The sequence below is a fragment of the Arthrobacter sp. B0490 genome, assembly GCF_002929355.1.
In the GTDB taxonomy this organism is placed as follows: domain Bacteria; phylum Actinomycetota; class Actinomycetes; order Actinomycetales; family Micrococcaceae; genus Arthrobacter_D.
Genome location: NZ_PJIR01000004.1, coordinates 137052 through 154469 on the forward strand (window position 1 = coordinate 137052; position 17418 = coordinate 154469).

The 17418-nt window shown below is 71.5% G+C and carries 17 protein-coding genes; 9 read left to right on the forward strand and 8 right to left on the reverse strand.

All coding sequences use genetic code 11. From position 1 onward, the window contains the following. Positions 1-63: 63 nt before the first annotated feature. The gene (locus CXQ97_RS08655; protein WP_258062437.1) at positions 64-1890 is read left to right on the forward strand and encodes an immune inhibitor A; all 1827 of its coding nucleotides are present in this window, start codon (positions 64-66) and stop codon (positions 1888-1890) included. Positions 1891-2080: 190 nt separating this feature from the next. On the opposite strand, the gene CXQ97_RS19475 is transcribed toward CXQ97_RS08655, so the two are convergent. Beyond that, the gene (locus CXQ97_RS19475; protein ID WP_146069611.1) at positions 2081-2509 is read right to left on the reverse strand and encodes a hypothetical protein; all 429 of its coding nucleotides are present in this window, start codon (positions 2507-2509) and stop codon (positions 2081-2083) included. A 529-nt stretch (positions 2510-3038) separates the two neighbouring features. Continuing rightward, positions 3039-3458 (reverse strand): GtrA family protein, encoded by a 420-nt coding sequence (locus tag CXQ97_RS08665; protein WP_104180467.1) that lies wholly within the window; start codon positions 3456-3458, stop codon positions 3039-3041. Between the two features lie 191 nt (positions 3459-3649). Between CXQ97_RS08665 and CXQ97_RS08670 the strand changes: the two genes are divergently transcribed. Continuing rightward, complete coding sequence (locus CXQ97_RS08670) at positions 3650-3952, forward strand: hypothetical protein (RefSeq protein WP_104180468.1); 303 nt, start codon at positions 3650-3652, stop codon at positions 3950-3952. On the opposite strand, the gene CXQ97_RS08675 is transcribed toward CXQ97_RS08670, so the two are convergent. From CXQ97_RS08675 to CXQ97_RS08685, 3 genes are all read right to left on the reverse strand, one after another. Continuing rightward, the gene (locus CXQ97_RS08675; protein WP_104180469.1) at positions 3901-4422 is read right to left on the reverse strand and encodes a flavin reductase family protein; all 522 of its coding nucleotides are present in this window, start codon (positions 4420-4422) and stop codon (positions 3901-3903) included. The genes CXQ97_RS08670 and CXQ97_RS08675 overlap by 52 nt on opposite strands. Before the next feature lie 47 nt (positions 4423-4469). Beyond that, positions 4470-4907, reverse strand: coding sequence for a redox-sensitive transcriptional activator SoxR (gene soxR / locus CXQ97_RS08680; RefSeq protein WP_104180470.1), 438 nt, complete (start codon positions 4905-4907; stop codon positions 4470-4472). A gap of 231 nt (positions 4908-5138) precedes the next feature. Further along, positions 5139-5996 carry an SDR family oxidoreductase gene (locus CXQ97_RS08685; RefSeq protein WP_104180471.1) on the reverse strand — a complete coding sequence of 286 codons (858 nt, stop codon included), beginning with the start codon at positions 5994-5996 and terminating at the stop codon, positions 5139-5141. Positions 5997-6150: 154 nt separating this feature from the next. Here CXQ97_RS08685 and CXQ97_RS08690 point away from each other — a divergent pair, with 154 nt between their 5' ends. Beyond that, positions 6151-7242: a Gfo/Idh/MocA family protein gene (locus CXQ97_RS08690; RefSeq protein ID WP_258062438.1), complete on the forward strand. Its 1092-nt coding sequence runs from the start codon at positions 6151-6153 to the stop codon at positions 7240-7242. Continuing rightward, entirely contained in the window at positions 7242-8015 is a 774-nt protein-coding gene (locus CXQ97_RS08695; RefSeq protein WP_104180473.1) for a ThuA domain-containing protein, read from the forward strand. Before CXQ97_RS08690 ends, CXQ97_RS08695 begins: the two co-directional genes overlap by 1 nt. 132 nt (positions 8016-8147) lie before the next feature. Here CXQ97_RS08695 and CXQ97_RS08700 read toward each other — a convergent pair whose 3' ends face one another. Both CXQ97_RS08700 and CXQ97_RS08705 read right to left on the reverse strand, forming a co-directional pair. Continuing rightward, on the reverse strand, positions 8148-8792 hold the full coding sequence (locus CXQ97_RS08700; RefSeq protein WP_258062439.1) for a nucleoside/nucleotide kinase family protein: 645 nt from the start codon (positions 8790-8792) through the stop codon (positions 8148-8150). Positions 8793-8862: 70 nt separating this feature from the next. Then, on the reverse strand, positions 8863-9591 hold the full coding sequence (locus tag CXQ97_RS08705) for a hypothetical protein (protein WP_104180475.1): 729 nt from the start codon (positions 9589-9591) through the stop codon (positions 8863-8865). Between the two features lie 194 nt (positions 9592-9785). Between CXQ97_RS08705 and CXQ97_RS08710 the strand changes: the two genes are divergently transcribed. From CXQ97_RS08710 to CXQ97_RS08730, 5 genes are all read left to right on the forward strand, one after another. After that, the gene (locus tag CXQ97_RS08710) at positions 9786-10100 is read left to right on the forward strand and encodes an MmcQ/YjbR family DNA-binding protein (RefSeq protein ID WP_104180476.1); all 315 of its coding nucleotides are present in this window, start codon (positions 9786-9788) and stop codon (positions 10098-10100) included. A gap of 411 nt (positions 10101-10511) precedes the next feature. Next, complete coding sequence (locus CXQ97_RS08715) at positions 10512-11972, forward strand: hypothetical protein (protein ID WP_104180477.1); 1461 nt, start codon at positions 10512-10514, stop codon at positions 11970-11972. 53 nt (positions 11973-12025) lie between these two features. Beyond that, positions 12026-13720, forward strand: coding sequence for a GT4 family glycosyltransferase PelF (gene pelF, locus CXQ97_RS08720; RefSeq protein WP_104180478.1), 1695 nt, complete (start codon positions 12026-12028; stop codon positions 13718-13720). Further along, positions 13717-14796 carry a putative glycoside hydrolase gene (locus CXQ97_RS08725; RefSeq protein WP_104180479.1) on the forward strand — a complete coding sequence of 360 codons (1080 nt, stop codon included), beginning with the start codon at positions 13717-13719 and terminating at the stop codon, positions 14794-14796. Before pelF ends, CXQ97_RS08725 begins: the two co-directional genes overlap by 4 nt. 134 nt (positions 14797-14930) lie before the next feature. Next, positions 14931-16385 carry a hypothetical protein gene (locus tag CXQ97_RS08730; protein WP_104180480.1) on the forward strand — a complete coding sequence of 485 codons (1455 nt, stop codon included), beginning with the start codon at positions 14931-14933 and terminating at the stop codon, positions 16383-16385. Between the two features lie 6 nt (positions 16386-16391). Here CXQ97_RS08730 and CXQ97_RS08735 read toward each other — a convergent pair whose 3' ends face one another. Continuing rightward, entirely contained in the window at positions 16392-17411 is a 1020-nt protein-coding gene (locus CXQ97_RS08735) for an acyl-CoA thioesterase (RefSeq protein ID WP_104180481.1), read from the reverse strand. Positions 17412-17418 lie beyond the last annotated feature (7 nt).

The following is a 17418-nucleotide window of genomic DNA, read 5'->3' on the forward strand; positions in this document are numbered from 1 at the left end:
AACCTCAGGCATCTAACCTGAGCATGTTTTGCATCAGCTGGGACATTTCACTAAGGAGAACCCTTGAATCTCACCACCCGAACCGGGGGGCTGCGGTGCGCGATGGCGCTCGCCGTGACCACCGCCGTCGTGCTCGCCCCCGTGAGCGCGCAGGCCACCACCGGCACCGCGGCGGGCTCAGCCGCCGCGACGTCGTTCACGTCCTCACCGAGCGCCGACGGCGCTGCCCAGAAGCTCGACGACCGTTCCGATCCCGCGGCCGAGGAACGCCGCGACCTCAACCAGCAGGGCGTGGCCAAGGTCCTCTCGGGTGAGGCGAAGGTCGAGGACCGGGGCGGATCCAAGGCCGTCAAGATCGCACCCGGCCAGTGGGCGCAATACGGCCTGCAGGACAGCGACCAGATCCTGTCCTTCCTCGTGGACTTCGGCGACAAGGCCGACCCCCGCTTCCCGACCGCGGCCCCGGGCCCCACGAACGGCGCGATCAAGGAGCCGAACCGCGCGGTGGACAACTCCACCTACTGGTCCTACACCTTCGACCGCGAGCACTACCTCGACATGTTCTTCGGCACCGAGGGCGAGTCGCTGAAGGGCGTCTACGAGGAGATGTCCAGCGGCCGCTACACGGTCGACGGCGACGTCAGCGACTGGGTCACCGTCCCCTACTCCTCGGCCAGCTACGGCGAGACCGAGAGCCAGGCCGACATGACCCGCTTCGTGCAGGACACCGCGAACGCCTGGTACGACTCGCAGGTCGCGGCCGGCAAGACCGCCGCCGAGATCGACGCGTACCTCGCCGGCTTCGACCAGTGGGACCGCTACGACTTCGACAAGGACGGCGACTTCGACGAGGCCGACGGCTACATCGACCACTTCCAGGCCATCCACGCGGGTGAGGGCGAGGAGGCCGGCGCGGCGTCATCGGCCATCTGGTCGCACCGCTGGGCCGTCGGACAGGCGGGACGCGGCACGGCCGGGCCCGCAGCCAACCCCTTCGGCGGCATCAAGATCGGCAAGTCCGACGTCTGGATCCGCGACTACACCACGGAGCCCGAGAACGGCGGCCTCGGCGTCTTCGCGCACGAGTACGGCCACGACCTCGGACTGCCCGACCTGTACGACACGAGCGGCGGCGAGAACGGCACCGGCTTCTGGACGCTCATGAGCTCCGGTTCCTGGCTCGGCCACGGCGACGGCTCGATCGGCACCACCCCGAACCACATGGGCGCCTGGGAGAAGCTGCAGCTCGGCTGGCTCGACTACGACGTCGCCACGGCAGGCGTGAAGTCGACCCACAAGATCGGCCCCTCGTTCCACGCCACGAAGGCACCACAGGCCGTCGTCGTGAACCTGCCCAAGGACGCTGCCGGCAAGAACCGCTTCTACATCGCGGAGAACCGGGTGTACGCGGGGTACGACGCCACGCTCGCCACCGGCCCGTACAACTTCGGCTGGGGCCTCACCGCGCCGGACACCGTGGAGCACTACAAGTACCAGGACGGCCTGAGCATCACGTACTGGAACACCGCGCAGGCCAACAACAACACGCGCCAGCACCCGGGCGCAGGCCTTGCCCTGCCCGTGGACGCGCACCCGAAGGCCCTCGCCTGGTCCGACGGCACCGTGCTCCGCAACCGGATCCAGAGCTTCGACGCCACCTTCGGCAAGGAGGCCACCGATGCGCTGAGCCTGCACCGCGAGACCGCGGCGGGCATGACGACGGCCACCGCTCCGTCACAGCCGGGCGTCGCGGTCTTCGACGACACCAACCCCAACGCCTACTACGACGCCACGAACCCGCAGGGCTCGGTCGTCGTCGCCGGGACCGGGACGAAGATCGAAGTGGTCCAGTCGAACTCGACGGGCATGCTGACCCTGCAGGTCCGCTAGTCCCTGTGTGAACACCAGAAGGAGCCGGGAGGTGACTCCCGGCTCCTTCTCACGTTCGGTGCCGGCTCGCTCCACGCCGTCGTCCCTGTGTTTCCCGCGCCCGGAGGGCGGAACACGGCGTGTCCCGGCAGGACATGCGGGATCCGGTGTGAAGGGCGGGAACGACGGTAGGCCGACCTGCGGGGCCCTCCTAGTGCGTGGGCTTCCGGCGTCTCGGCTGTGCGACGACGGCGATCGCGATGGCCAGCGCGAGGGCCACGATGCTGAGGACTCCGGCGGCGACGTAACGTCCCGACGGGGCGAGGCCCGCCTGCTTTCCGCCCGCGGCAGCGTCCTCCGCCTCCGCCTCCGCCTCCGCCTCTGCCTCGGGCGACGCCGTTCCGGGGGCCGCGGGTGTCGTGCGGACCGTGTCCGGGAGCGGGGCCGACGGCTGCCGGACCGGGGCCTGGAGGACCTCCACGCCGGAGGCGCCGTCGCCCGTTCCCCGAGGCGCGGGAACGGATGCGGACGTCGGGGGCGCGGGCGTCTCGGGGCCGGACGGCGAGGGCGTCGCTTCGGGAGTGGGCGGTGCGGTCTCGGCAGGGGCGGTGGACGGGGGAGGAGCTACCTCGGGCTGCACCACGGCAGGCGGATCCGACGGTGCAGGGACCTCCGGCGTCGGCGGGGCCGGAGGGGCGGTCGGCGGGTCGCTCGGTGGGTCACTCGGTGGGTCACTCGGGGGAGCCACGGGAGGCTCAGGCGTGCCGGGATCCGTCACAGGGGGAGCCGGCGGGGGCGCCGGCGGTCCAGGGGCGACGCGCGGTGGAGCGATGGCTTCCGCAGGAGGAGGCGGCGCGGGTTCCGTGGACGGGACGACCAGACCGGCCAGCCCGGGACCGACGGCGGAGGCGGTTGCAGGACTCGCGAGCAGGAGCCCGCTGCTCAGGGCCAGTGCACTGAGGGTGGTGGCGAGGCGCATGGCGGGGTCTTCTCCGAAGGGGCGGCGAGCGGCTGCGGGGACGATGAGACGGCCTCCCGCAGCATGCTGACGATCACCCTCCATCCTACGGGGCGCGTCTGCTCGACCCCGCGGGTCGCCGCACGGGTCGGGCGCTTGCCAGGCGGGGCCGGCCCCGGGTAGTGCCGGTCCCTGCGAACACCCGATCGGCTCAGGCGTGCTCGAGGACCACCGGACGGAAGACGAAGAAGCGGTACGCGATGTAGCGGAACACGTTGCCCAGGAGGACGCCCACGACATTCCCGGAGACGTTGTCGGCCAGCGGGCCCGTGAGGCCGAGGACGTAGTGCGAGACGAAGAGGCAGGCCGCCGCGATGCCGAGCCCCACGAGGTTCGTCAGGCCGAAGAGGAGCGCCTCCTCGTGCTTCGGGCGTCCGACGAACTGGCGGAACGTGACGTAGTGGCTCCCCAGCCAGGAGACCCCGGTGGCCAGGGCCACGGAGGCGACCTTCGACGTGATCGGCCCGACGCCGAAGCCCGAGGCGAGGATGTTGTAGACCGCGATGTCGACCATGAACGCGACGGTCCCGACGACGGTGAAGGAGCTGAGGCGCCGAACCGCACCGCTCATGGCCTTCCTCCCTCGTCGACAACGGCCCATGCTACTCCTTAGGTAGCCTAAGCAACTAATTGGAGGCCATGCCCCGAGGGCTTCGTCCGCGTGAGAGTGCAGGCTGTCGGCGGCTGCCTCTCCGACGTCCACCTGGTCGAGGGCCTGCGCGTGGTCCCGCAGGCGGGCTACGAGTACAAGGACGTCACCCCATGGGTGTCGACGACGACGGCGGGTGGGCCGACTACGTCGTCGTACCCGCCGGCGTGCTGGTGCCGTTGGGCGACGGCTTCCCGTCCGAGCGGGCCGCCATCATCCCGGACGCCGCCCCCACGCCCCGGGCCTCCAGCGTGTCCACGGGACGTGAGTGGGCCGCCGACGTCCCGTTCGACTCCGCCGGCGTCGACGCGGTGCGGGCGGAGGCCCTCGCCGGCCTCGGACTACAGGGCGGCCGGCTCGCCCGTCAGCCCATCATCGACCGGTCGTCCAGCCGATGGTACGAGCGGTTGTGGTAGACGAGCGGCGTCGCGGCGTCGGGCCGGCTCCGTTCGATGGACAGGACCTCCGCGGCGAGGATCATCGACCCGCCGACCGGCAGGCGGTGCAGGATGCGGCAGCGCAGGGCCCACGGGGCGTCGACCAGCAGCGGCTCGCCGGTGGGCAGCGGCCGCCAGGCGACGGCACCGCCGAAGCGGTCGGCGCCGCGGGTCGCGAACAGCTGGGCGGTATCGAGCTGGTCGGCGCCGAGCAGGTGCACCACGAGGGTGTCCGAGCGGACGAGGGCCGCAGCCGATGACGACGCCGTGGACACGGAGAACGCGAGGACGGGAGGTTCCGCCGAGACCGAGGACACCGACGACGCCGTCAGGCCCACCGGGCCGTCCGGTCCCTCCGCGGTGATGACCGCGATCCCTGCCGGGTGGGCGCGGAAGGCGTCCTTGAAGAGGTCGGCGGTGGGGAGTGCGTGGTCCGTGGGGGCTGTCATGCCGTCAACGCTAGAACCTCAACCGACGTTGAGGTCAAATCGGCGGGTCACGGGTCGAGGAGGGTGGAGGAGATGCCGCGCCGGCCGGCGTCGTCGTTCGGGTTGACGAAGCCGCACGTCGCCAGGGAGAGGCAGCCGCACCCGATGCAGCCGCCCAGCCGGTCCCGCAGGTGTTCGAGCTGCACGATGCGTTGCCCGATCTCCTGCTGCCACGCCGCGGACAGCCGCTGCCAGTCCTCCTGGTCGGGCACGCCGTCCTTCGGCAGTTCGGCGAAGGCCTTCGCGACCGTGGCGAGGGGGATGCCCGCGCGCTGCGCGGCCCTGATGACGGCGACGCGGCGCAGGATGGAGCGGTCGTACCGGCGCTGGTTGCCGGTGGTGCGGCGGCTGTGGATGAGGCCCTGGCGTTCGTAGAAGTGCAGGGCGGACACGCTCATGCCGCTGCGCGCAGCCAGTTGTCCCACGGAGAGATCCTGGTCCGGCATGGATCTCCTTCCTGCTGCGTCGGCGTCGTGCCAGCGTAGCGTCGGGCGCCACCCGCCGTCGTCGTCGTTCCCATGCCCGCCGTCGCCTTGAGCGGGTGGCGCACCCGGGCCGCCGCCCCGGAACCCGGCGCGGCGGCCCAGACCCGTGGGGGAGGTGCCCCGGGTCTGGGCACCCGGCGCGGCGGCCCCCAAAACAATGCAGCGCCCGGGACCCGGGACGGCGGTGCTCCGCTACCGGGCCAGCAACTCCGTGACGTACTGCTTCAGCGGCATCGTCGGGCGGCCGATGATGCGCGCCAGGGTGCCGTCGCCGTCGGCGAGGGCCCCGTCGGCGATGTTCGCGTCCAGGGCGGCCGTGAAGCGTGCCGCGCCCTCGTCGAGGCCTGCGGCTGTGAGCGCCGCGACGTACTCGTCACCGGAGAGCTTGTGCGCGGTGACGGGCGTGCCGCTGACCCCGGAGACCGTGGCGGCGAGCTCGTCGAACGTCCAGGGCTCGTCGCCGCCGAGCTCGAGGATCTCGCCCGCGTAGTCGTCGGACAGCAGGACGGCGGCGGCGGCCTCGGCGAAGTCGCGCCGCGGTGCGCTCGCGACCCTCCCGCCGCCCGCACCCGTCAGGAAGCTGCCCGTCGACGCGGCCTGACGGATGGTGTCGTCGTAGTTCTCCGTGTACCAGTTGTTGCGCAGCACGGTGTAGGTGAGGCCGGAGCCCTCGAGCAGACCCTCGGTGGCCTTGTGTTCCGGGGCGAGGACGAGCGGCGACGTCGTGGCCTTCGGCGCGCTCGTGTAGACCAGGGACGCATCCGCCTTCCGGGCCGCGTCGATGACGGCCTTGTGCTGCACGGTGCGCCGGCCCGGCTCGTTCCCCGAGATGAGCAGGATCTTCTCCGCACCCGCGAAGGCGGCGTCGAGCGTGGACGCGTCGGCGTAGTCCACGCGTGCCGTGCGGACGCCCTGCCCGGCCAGCCGGGCGAGGACCTCCTCGTTGCGCCCACCGGCCACGATGGTCGAGGGGTCCACCCCGCGTGCCAGCAGTTGCTCGACGACGAGGCGGCCGAGGTGGCCCGTGGCTCCGGTGATGGCGATGGTCATGGTGATCCTCCCGTTCGCGCACCCGTGCGGTGCGTCTACCAGCGGTAACGGGGCGCGACCGAAAAGACTTCCCGGGGCGCCGCGTGGACAGCAGCTGCGGCGAGCCGGTAGGACTACAGGGACAAGAAGGCGCCCACAGAGAAGGACCTCCGCCGTGCAGCACACCCCGTCCAGCCCGCAACGCCGCCTGAAGGTGGGGGTGGTGGGAATCGGCTGGGCCGGCCGGCAGCACCTCGAGGCGTACGCGAACAGCGCCGGCGTCGAGATCGTCGCGCTGGCCGGCATGGAACCGGACCTTCTCGCCGAGCTCCGCGACGAGTACGGCATCCCCCACGCCGTGGAGCGCTGGGAGGACCTGATCGCGCTCGAGGAACTCGACGCCGTCAGCGTCGCCGTCCCCACATTCCTGCACGCTCCGATCACCGTCGCCGCGCTCGAGCGCGGCCTCCACGTCCTCAGCGAGAAGCCGATCGCCCGGAACGGCGACGAGGGCCGGCGCATGGTCGATGCGGCCCGCAGCGCCGGTCGCGTGCTCGAGGTCGCGTTCAACCACCGACGCCGCGGCGACATCACCGCCCTGAAGCGCGTCATCGACGACGGCGGACTCGGCCGCCCCTACTACGCCAAGGCCTCCTGGCTGCGCCGCTCCGGTATCCCCTCGCTGGGCAGCTGGTTCACGAACCGTGAGATGGCCGGCGGCGGCCCGCTCGCGGACATCGGCGTGCACGTGCTCGACTACGCACTGCACCTGCTCGGCGAGCCGAAGGTCCTGTCCGTCTCGGCGTCGGCGTACTCCGAACTCGGGCCGCAGGGCCGTGGGGGCGGCGGCGGGTACGGTGCGCAGGCCATGGGCTCCGCGTTCGAGGTGGAGGACTTCGCCTCGGCGTTCATCCGGCTCGAAGGGGGCGCCACCCTGCTGATCGAGGCCGGTTGGGCCGCCTACCGGGACGCCGACGACCTGCTGAACTTCCGCATCTACGGGACCGACGGCGGAGCGGAGCTGACCCGGGTCGGCGGTCCGCGCGACGCCGTGGAGGCCCTGCACGTCTTCACCGAGGAGGGCGACTACGACCCGGAGGTCGGGCCGTCCCAGGGCCACCAGGGCGTCGTCGACGACTTCGTCGCCGCTGTCCGCGCCGGCGAGTCCGAGTGGGGCCGGCACGACGGCTCGCTCGCGCTGGGCCGCGCCCGCATCATCGACGCCTGCTACGCATCCGCAGCCCAGCACCGGGAGATCCAGCTCTGATGACGACCGCGACGAACGCCGGCGCCACCTTCGACGGCAAGCCCACCGTCGTCGTCTGGAACGAGGGCGTCCACGAGGCCCGCAACGAACCCGCCACGATCGGCGAGATGTATCCGCGGGGTATCCACGGGGCCATCGCGGAGTCCCTCGCCGGCTACTTCCCCGGAGCGGACATCACCACCGCGACCCTCGCCGATCCGGAGCACGGCCTCACCGAGGAGCGCCTCGCGGATCTTGACGTGCTGCTGTGGTGGGGGCACATCGCCCACGGTGAGGTGTCCGATGACGTCGTCGAGCGCGTGCACCGCCATGTCCTCGGCGGCATGGGCCTCGTGGTGCTGCACTCGGGCCATTTTTCGAAGATCCTCACGCGGCTCCTCGGGACCACCTGCTCGCTGATGTGGAGGAACGAGGGCGAGCGCGAACTGGTGTGGACGGTCAAGCCGTCGCATCCCATCGCCGCCGGCATCGGGAGTCCCATCGTCATCCCCGAGCAGGAGATGTACGGTGAGCTGTTCGACATCCCCGAGCCGGACGACCTGATCTTCATCAGCTCCTTCGAGGGCGGCGAGGTGTTCCGCTCGGGCGTGACGTTCTCGCGCGGCAAGGGCCGGATCTTCTACTTCAGTCCCGGCGACCAGGAGTACCCGGTCTACCACCACCCGCAGATCCGGCGCGTGCTCGCCAACGCCGTCGACTGGGTGGCGCAGCCCGGCGTCGACCGGAGGGCGCCCGGCGTGGAGAACCCCGCGCGGGACTGGTTCCTGGGCTAGCCGGCCAGGCGGGCCACGAGTGCTGCGGCGCCCTGCGTGTGCAGTGTGCCGAGGGCTTCGAGGCAGTCCTCCACGAACACGGGGTGCTCGGCGAGGTCGAGGGGGTCATGGCGGGCCTTCGCGCAGGGGCATTCAGGTGAGTTGCCACGCGGACACGTCCAGGACGCGGTCGGCGCGTTCCCGGCCGGCGGAGACGAGCGCCCCGTTGGGTTCGTCCACGCGACGCACCCACTCCTCCGCGGCGGCCGGCGACTTCCCGAACTGGATGTGCCGGGCGACGAGCCTCCGGCGGCGTACGTCCGGGTCGACGTCGATGAACCACACCTCGTCGAGGAGGTTCCGGGCGTCCTGCCAGCCGGGTTCCTCCAGCAGCAGGTAGTTGCCCTCGGTGACGAGGAGGGACGACGACGGCGGCACCGGCAGGGCATTGGCGAGCGGCTGCTCGAGGTCACGTTCGAAGGCGGGCGCGTAGACGGTGTGGTCCGGATTCGCGCGCAGCCGTGCCAGCAGGGCGGCATAGCCGTGGGCGTCGAACGTCTCGGGCGCGCCCTTCCGGTCGAGGAGCCCCAGGCCCGCGAGCGCCTGGTCTGCCAGGTGGAATCCGTCCATGGGCACCAGGGTGTGTGAGGCCGGGTCGAGCGCCGCGACAGCCGCGGCGACCGTGGACTTCCCGGCGCCGGGCGCACCGACGATCCCGAGCAGCGCCCGCCCGCCGTGGACGGGACGGGGGAGGATCCCGCGCAGCTCGGCGGCGTAGCTGACTGACCGACGGTCCACGTCAGTTCCTCCTGCGGTCGGGGGAGCGGTGCTGGGCCGTTCCTCCATCCATTCTGCCGTGCCGGGACGGTCAGTCCGCGGGGCGCAGCGACGTGATCATCCTCCTGATGTCCTGGTACTCCGGCGTCTCCATGTAGGCCTGGGGTGTGTCGATGTGCTGCGGCTTACCCGGGTAGACCAGGTACGGGTCGTAGATGCCGCCGAAGGCGGCACCGGACGGCGGCCACGAGAAGAAGTGGGCGAGAGGGCAGGCCGTCGGGCCCGTGGGTTCGGGCGCCGACGTGATGCCGTACGCGAGGGTCGAGGCTGCCACCGGGTCGGGGACGGCGGGGTCGGTGCGACCCTCGAACACGAACCTCGGCGTGGCCGAACCCTGCGTGAGGGCCGGCAGCGGCTCCGTGTCGAGCAGCGCGTAGGGGATCTCCGCCGGGCACACGGCGCCGGTGACGAGCCCCGTCCGAAGGGTGGCCAGCTGTCGGCCCGTCTCATCCCCGACGACGACGGACACCCCCTCGGGCGGGGGCTCCGGAGCCCCGGCGACGGTCCAGTCCGCGGGATGGTCGAAGGACAGGGCACCGTCCGACGTCGTGTAGGTCGACCATCCGTCCGCCGGCTCCGTGCCGTCGGCGGAGGGCTGCCCTGCCGGTGGCGATGCCGTCGGGCCTGCGGCCACGGGCTGGGGCTGCTGCGCTCCGGTGTCCCCGGGCGCGGGGCCCGGGCCGGGGCTGCAGGAGGAGAGGAGGAGGGCGAGGCCCACTGCCCCCGATGACATCACTACCCGCACGGTCAGGCGACCCATGGCTACTCCTTCGTATCGTGGGCGGATCGTTCCATGGTGCATCCTGCCCGGCATCGGGAACAGGGACGCAACCCAACTGTTGCCCGGGCCCGCGGATCGTTGCCGTTCCGTATGCGCGTCGTAGGCGATCCGTGACCTTCCGGGAAGCGCCGGAATCACTGGACCGGCCCCGTGCCCGGTGCGATGGTTGGTCCATGGTCAGCGAAGACGACGTCCGGTCCGCGTGCCTCGCCCTGCCCGGCACGACGGAGCGGCTGAGCTGGAACAGGCCGGCGTGGTTCGCCCGGACCCTCTTCGCGCGCATGTGGGACGACACCGTCCTGACGGTCAAGACCGACGAGCGTGCCGCGCTGCTCGCGACGCAGCCGGGCGTCTTCCTGCTCCACCCCCACCACGAGCGGTACGACTCCCTGGTCCTCGTGCGCCTCGGGCGCCTCGACCACGACCAGCTGCTGGAGCTGATCCAGGAGTCCTACGCGATCGCCAACGACGCGTCACCCCGGCGCTGACGCCCGCCGGGCGCCGCCTGTGGCGTTCGTCACGCGGGTCCCGGTGAGGGTCGGCGCCGCGCCCGCGCCAGGACAGGAAGGCAGGTAGTCCGGAGCGGACTCCGCGAGTAGGGCCCTACCCGCGGACAGGTATGCATCGGGTGGACGCGGCGCGGGTGACCTCGTGAGGTCGCGGGATCCGTACTCGTGAAGCGGTTCCCGTCCGATGGATACCTTGAACCAGGTGCTCGCTGGCAGAGCCGGCGACGACGCACCCTACCCCTTCGGGGTGGGCGGACGAACCGGCCCCGGCCACGGCACACAGCTACCGGGCGGCCTCCGCCGGCCCGCGGCTGGAAGAACTCCTGTCCTCCTTCCGTCTCACACGAGGCCGTCGATGCCGTCCCGGCTGCGACCGGCCCAGGGGAAACCATGACCTCTCTGCAGTCCCTCCTCCAGGATCCGTACACCCGACGCCGCACGGTGGCCATCATCGTCGCGCTCATCCTGACGGCGCTGGTGCCGCTCGCCGACACCCTCCTGCCCGCCGGCTGGTCCTCCGTGCTGCTGGCCGCGGGCGTACTGCTGCTGATGGCGACACTGCTGATGCTCGCGCGCCCCGGCTCCTCCGGCGGCATCGACCCGCGGCAGTCCGACGGCAGCAACCGCCGCGGCGCCGGACTGCTGCTGTACCTCTCGCCGGTCATCCTCCTGAACCTCGTGTACCCGCTCGTCAGCCCCGCCATGGCGGCGGTCGACGTCGGGGGCGTGCAGCTCACCCTCGTGGTGCTCGCATCCTCCATCACCGTCCCGTGGCTCGCGCAGGCCGCCTGCCTCCCCGCCTACCGCGCCATCGGCGACCTCATGGCGGAACGGGACATGGCCGCCATCACGCGCCGTTTCTGCACCACCTGGCCCGCCATGTTCGTCCAGTCGCTGCCGCTCGTCGTCGTGTTCGCCCTCCCGCTCTGGCTCGCCACGCGCTGGTCGCTCCCGGCCCTGGCCACCTACGCCGCCCTCTGCGCCCTCCACCTGCTCTTCGTGCAGTCGCTCATCCTCGCGAACGTCGGGGAGCGCCGCGGGCTGTGGGCCGTCGCCTGGGTGGCGTACGCCGCAGCACTCTTCGCAGCGCCCACCATCTGGTGGCTCCCGCCGCTGCTCGGGACCCTCACGCAGGTCGCGGCCATGGGACGCGGATTGGTGGCCGTCCGGCTCGCCCGCCGCCTCGATGCCCGTCACTTCTCGGCCGACCTCGTCCGCGGACTCCTGCTCGGCGCCGTGCTCTGGGCCGACAAGTTCGTCCTGTTCCTCGTCACGGACGGCGACTTCCAGGTGGTGATCGTGTTCCTGGCGATGCTGCCCGCCGTCATCGCCTACAACTACTACTTCGTGAATCTCGCCCCGCGCGTGGACCGGGCCGTGGCGACACTGCACCGGACCATCGCCGAGGAGCCGCTGACGGTCCTCGCGGCGAGGTCGAAGCGGCTGAGCCGGACCGTGGACCGCGCCATCCTCAGCACGGGCGCCGTCGGCATGATCCTCACCCTCGTCGTCGTGCTCCTCCTCGAGGGCATCCAGCCCGTCAACGTGCTGCTGGCCGTCTCGGTGGGCGTGGCGTCCTGGGCCTTCATGATCCTGACCCTCCTCAGCTACGAACTGGACTACATCGGGGAGAAGGTCCTCCCGCAGGTCCTGGGCGGTATCCACGTGGCACTGTGCGCCGCGGCCTTCCTGCTGGTCGGCGTGGTGCAGGGCTCCGCCGGAGCCGTGCTCGCGTACGGCTCACTGGTGGTGGCGGACCTCGTGCTCGTCGCCGTCGCCTGGGTGCTCTACAAGCGGCACTGGACCCAGCCCGAGTACACGCTGTTCTGGCGCCACGCCACTTCCTGGTAGCCCCCGCCACCCGACCCGCCACCCCGACCCGCTCCCAGCCCCAAGGAAGAACCATGTACGTGTTCAAGACCCCGAAAGCCCGCCGAGCCGCACTCGAGCAGTCCCCGGCCGCGCTCCATCCGGCCCAGGCGGCGGCGCAGGCCTCCTACGCGGACGTCGACGTCGCCATCGTCATGGAATCGACCTACCCGTACCTCAAGGGCGGCGTCTCGGCGGTGGTGCACGACATCGTGACGCACAACCCGGACCTCACCTACGGCATCATCCACATCACCTGGGACTCCACGTCGCCCCAGGACGACCTGTACGGCATGCCCGAGAACGTGGTCTGGGTGCGCCCCGTCTACCTGAGCATGCAGGAGCACCGGCACGACTTCATGGCCGTCTCCTCCCGGGACCTCGGCATGGGCCCGGCGGAGCGGGCGGCGCTCGCGGACCGCGTGTTCGACGCGCTGTACGCCCTGTCCGAGCGGCGCGAGGTGGAACCGCTGTGGCAGCTGATCGACGAGGGCTTCAACGAGCGCACCCGCACCTACCCGCTCTGGGCGCTGCTGGGGTCCAAGGAGTTCATGGAGGCGCTCTCCGTGCGGATGCCGCAGCTCGACCTGTCCCTGGCGGACTCCTTCTGGACGCTGCGGAACTTCCTCTCGCTCGCCTTCGCCATCCTCGGGGAGACCATGCCGAAGGCGCGCGTCTATCACGCCCACACCACCGGCTACGCCTCGCTCCTCGGTGCCGCCGCGGCCCGGGACCACGACACCTCCTTCCTGCTGACCGAGCACAACCTGTACGTGCGCGACACCGTGAACACCCTGCTGGACCGCAACATGGCGCTGTCCATCACCTCGGAGGACTACCGGACGTTCGACGTCACGCCGGAGCAGCGGGCATGGATGGCGTGGTGGACCGAGATGGGCCACTTCTGCTACCCGAGCGCCACCCTCATCACGTACCTCTACCCGACGGCGATCACGGAGGCCGCGCGTCTCGGTACCGACATCGACAAGGCCGTCGTCGTGCCCAACGCCATGGTCATCGAGGAGTTCGACGACAAGTACCGGGCGCGGCGTGCCGCACAGGAACTCCTGGAGCAGCGCGGTGACGACCACACCTGGAAGCTCGTCTACATCGCGCGCGTGGTCCCCATCAAGGGGCTGCTCGACCTCCTGTCGAGCATGGACCTCCTGCGTCGGCACGGCTTCCCGAACCTCCACCTCGACGTCCTCGGCCCCACCGAGCACGTGCCCGAGTACTACGAGGCGTGCCTCGCGAAGATCGAGAGCCTCGGACTCCACGACCACGTCACCGTCCACGGGACGGTCAACGTCCGCGACATGCTCGACCAGTTCGACCTGCTCGTGCTCCCGAGCTACAACGAGGGCCAGCCCATCGTGGTGCTCGAGGCGATGGCCGCCGGCATCCCCACCGTCGGCACCGACGTCGGCGGCATGCGCCAGCTGATCGGCGACGAGCTCCACACCCGGGACGGCCGGACGGTGGGTCCCTGCGGTGAACTGGTGGTCGCGGGCGACGTGGAGCAGATGGCCGACAACATCCGCGCGGTGATCGGCAGCCCGGAGCTCTACGGGACCTACGCGGAGAACGCCCGCACCCGGGTCCAGGAGTTCTTCCAGATGCACGAGATCATGTCCTCGTACAACGAGATCTACCGGACCGTCGGTGACATCACGGACCTCGGCAAGCTCACGACGACCGGACTCGGCGACCTCGCGCGGTCGGGCTCATGACGGGTGTCGGCGCCTGGATCCGGTACGGCGACCCGCTGCTGCCGGGCCAGCTCGAGTTCGCCGCCGAGCACTACCGGGTGGCGATCCTCCAGCCGTGGGAGGTGGACGCCGCGAAGGAGCTCAAGCGCCTCCGCCCGGACATGACGGTGCTCTGCTACAAGTGCCTGTCCTCCACGCGGAGCTACGAGCCCGGGCCCGTCTTCAGCTCCGGGATCTCCTCCCGGGAGGCGGAGGAGGCGGACGGGGACTGGTTCGCCCGGCGCCTCGACGGCACCCGCCTCGAGTGGGAGCGCTACCCGGGGCACTGGCAGATGCGGGTGTGGGACCCCGGGTACCAGCGCCGCTGGGTGGACAACGTCGTCGGGGAACTGGAGGATTCGCCCTTCGACGGCGTGATGGCCGACAACGACGTGTTCGACGACTACTACGGCCTGCGACTGCCCCTCGAGGGCCTGGCGGACATGGCCGCGCTGCGGGCGGCCCTCGGCGACCTCGTGGCCGCCGCGGGGACGGCGCTCAACGCCGTCGGCAAGATCCTCGTGCCGAACATCGCGGAATCGCGCCGCGAACCGGGCCGGTGGGAGGCGCACGCCGCGTTCGGCGGGGGCTTCGAGGAGGTCTGGCTCGGGTACAGCCCCGTGGACCTGTTCGACCCGGCCACGGCCGAGGCGCAGCTGTCGCAGGCCGCCGGGCCCGGGCTCGCCATTCTCCGCGTCCCCACGGACGGCGACGACCGGCACCCCAACTTCACCTACGGGCTCTCGGCGTTCTGGATCTTCGGGGAGGGGCGGGGAGCCTACAGCGCCACGGCCCACGACGACTACAGCCGGCTCCAGTACGCCCCGGAACTCGACTGGCAGCTCGGCGCCCCGCGGACCGCGCCGCAGGGCGGGAAGCACGCGTGGTGGCGGGAGTTCGACGGCGGATTCGCCGCAGTGAACCTCAACCAGGACGGCAGGCGCCGCCGCCGGGTGCGGATCCCGGCAGGCCTCGTGGATGCCGAGGGGCGGCCCGCGCCGACGTCGGTGGTCCTGCCGCCGCACCGCGGGGTGCTGTTCCGCCGCCCCGCCGCCTGACCACGGCCGGCCCACGCCGGTCCGGATCCCCGGACCACCCGGGGTGAGGGCCTTTTCGCAGGTTCTGCTCAGGATTGCCGACGGGCGGGCTCCTTCCCTGTTCCGGGAGTCCGGGGCGCGCCCATCATGTGGGTATGAAACCGAATGCCGCCGGGACGATGGTCGCGTCCACCGTGCTCGCCGTCGCCTTCGCCGTCAGCTCGCTCGTCGCCCCCGCGAATGCGGGCAGCGTGCCGGCGGGCACGGGCCAGCAGCTGCCCGCCTACCTCCAGGGCTACCGGCAGGGCCAGCTGCTCTGCCCGGGAGCGGCCCTCACCGGCAAGGTCTCGGTGGCGATCGTCGACCCCATGATGGCCACCACGGACGCGCCGGGGGACTGCACGCTCTCCGACATGAAGGCCGCCAATCCCGGCACCACGTTCCTCGCCTACCTGAACATCGGAGCCATGCGGGACGCCGAGCCCTGGAACGGGGTCTTCCAGAACTCCTGTGCCGATACGGCGACGGCGGCGGGGAAGCGGTTCGCCGTCACCACACCGAATCCGAAGGTGGCGCGGAACGAGGACGGCTTCGCCTCCTACCCGGGCTACTCGTACCTCACCGTGGCGGACCTCTCCCCGGCCTACGCCGACGCCTGCGCGGCGACGGCGCGCACGCTCCTCACCACGGACGCGCAGCGGGGCACCACGAACGCCGCTCCCGCCCGGTTCGACGGCATCTTCCTCGACGACGCCTCCATGTCCCCCTCGCACGGCCAGGACATGGTCGACGTCGGGCAGTGGGGTCCCTGGGCGAGCGACGACGCCTACGGCAGGGCCCTCATCTCCGCCGTGCAGCGCTTCGACGCGACGCTCACCAGCACCCTGGGGCGCGACGTCCCCGTGGCCGTCAACCTCGGCGTCTACCCGGCGTGGAGCAACCAGGTGGACCTCGCCCGGCAGCTCGCCGCCACGGGCAGCGTGGACTTCGCGGTCCGCGAGCACACCGTGGCCGGCGGCACGGGCCGCCCGCTGCCCCTCGTGGACCTGGAGCAGGCGACGGCGGCGCACCGGGCCATCACGGCCGCCGGGATGCCGGTGGTGGAACACGACTACTCGGTGCCCCTGCGCGAGCTCCCGACGACGGCGTACCGCCAGGGCGGCGACATCGGCTCCTCGGCCCCGTGCCTGCGCGACGGCTTCGGGTCGAGGGCGTCGGTCGTGGCGGCCGGCACGACGCGGCGCACGCTCGACCACCGGATGACGCTCGGGCACCTGCTGCAGGCCCGGACGGGCGAGGCACGGCAGATGACGGCCATGCTCTCGCAGGCCGAACCCACCTGCCAGGACAACGCCTGGGACGACGACGCGAACTTCGAGACCGTCACCACGGCCTCGGTGGACGCCGCGGACGCACAGGTGACGGCACTGACGAGGGCGGTGACGGGCGGGGCCCACGTGACGGCCGGCCCGCTGATGTTCAGCGGCGTGAGCGTGGTCAAGCTCTCCGACGGGACCGTCGTCGCGGTCAACACCACGACCTTCACCCGCTCGGTCACCGCCTACGGCAGGACGCTCAGCGTGCCGGCGCGGTCCGCGACCGCCGGCTGACGGAGCCTACGCGCGGTCGGCCGCCGGGTCGCCTGCCGGACCTGCCATCGGACCGCCCACCGGATCGGCCACCGGCCTCAGGTGGATGGGCAGGACGCTCCCCGGAGCCCGGCTGCGGATGAGGGCCAGGTTCCGTGCGTGCTCGTGCAGGCGGCGGTCCTCCTCCGAACGGGGCACCCACGGCGGCACCGGGACCGCCGAGCCCTCGTCGTCACGCGCCACCATGACCGTGAGGCACGTGGTGGTGAGGTCCATCTCCCGCGATCGCGGGCTGCCGGACCGCACGTGCACCGCGACGTGCATGCCCTTGAGTCCCGTGTACACGAGGCGTGCCTCCACCTCGACGACGTCCCCGATGTGCAGCGCCTTGAGGAACCGGACACCGCCGGAGAATACGGCGACCGTGTCCCGTCCGCAGTAGCGCGTGGAGCAGACGTAAGCGGCTTCGTCGATCCAGTCCATCACCGTACCGCCGTGCACCTTCCCGCCCCAGTTCACGTCGGTGGGTGCGGCGAGGAACCGCAGGACCGTCCGCTCCGCGGTGCCGGCGTCCGTGTAGACCTGGCGGCGCATCTCCTCGACGATCTCCTTGCGGACGTCGATGCGCGCCACCGCGTGCTCGCTCTCGACGCGCTCGGCGTCGGTCCGCGGTTCGAAGGGAGGGACGCGGACAGGTTTGCCGTCGGGGCCGACCGCCACGAAGATCACGAGGCACTCCGTGCGTTTCCCGGCGTCGTCCCCCGACACCGACCCGGAGGAGACGACGGTGCGGATGTGCATGGACGAGGTGCCGGTGTGCACGAGCGTGGCCTCGACCTCCACGAGGTCGCCCACGGTCACCGGGTCCGCGAAATGGATGTTCCCCACGTACGCGGTCACGCAGTACGTCTTCGCCCACCCGACGGCGGCGGCATAGGCGGCCTTGTCCACCCACTCGAGTACGGTGCCGGCGTCCACGGACCCGCTGTGGCCGAGATCGGTGGGGGAGGCGAGGAACCGCAGGGTGACGGAGTTCGAGGGGCGCATGACCCAG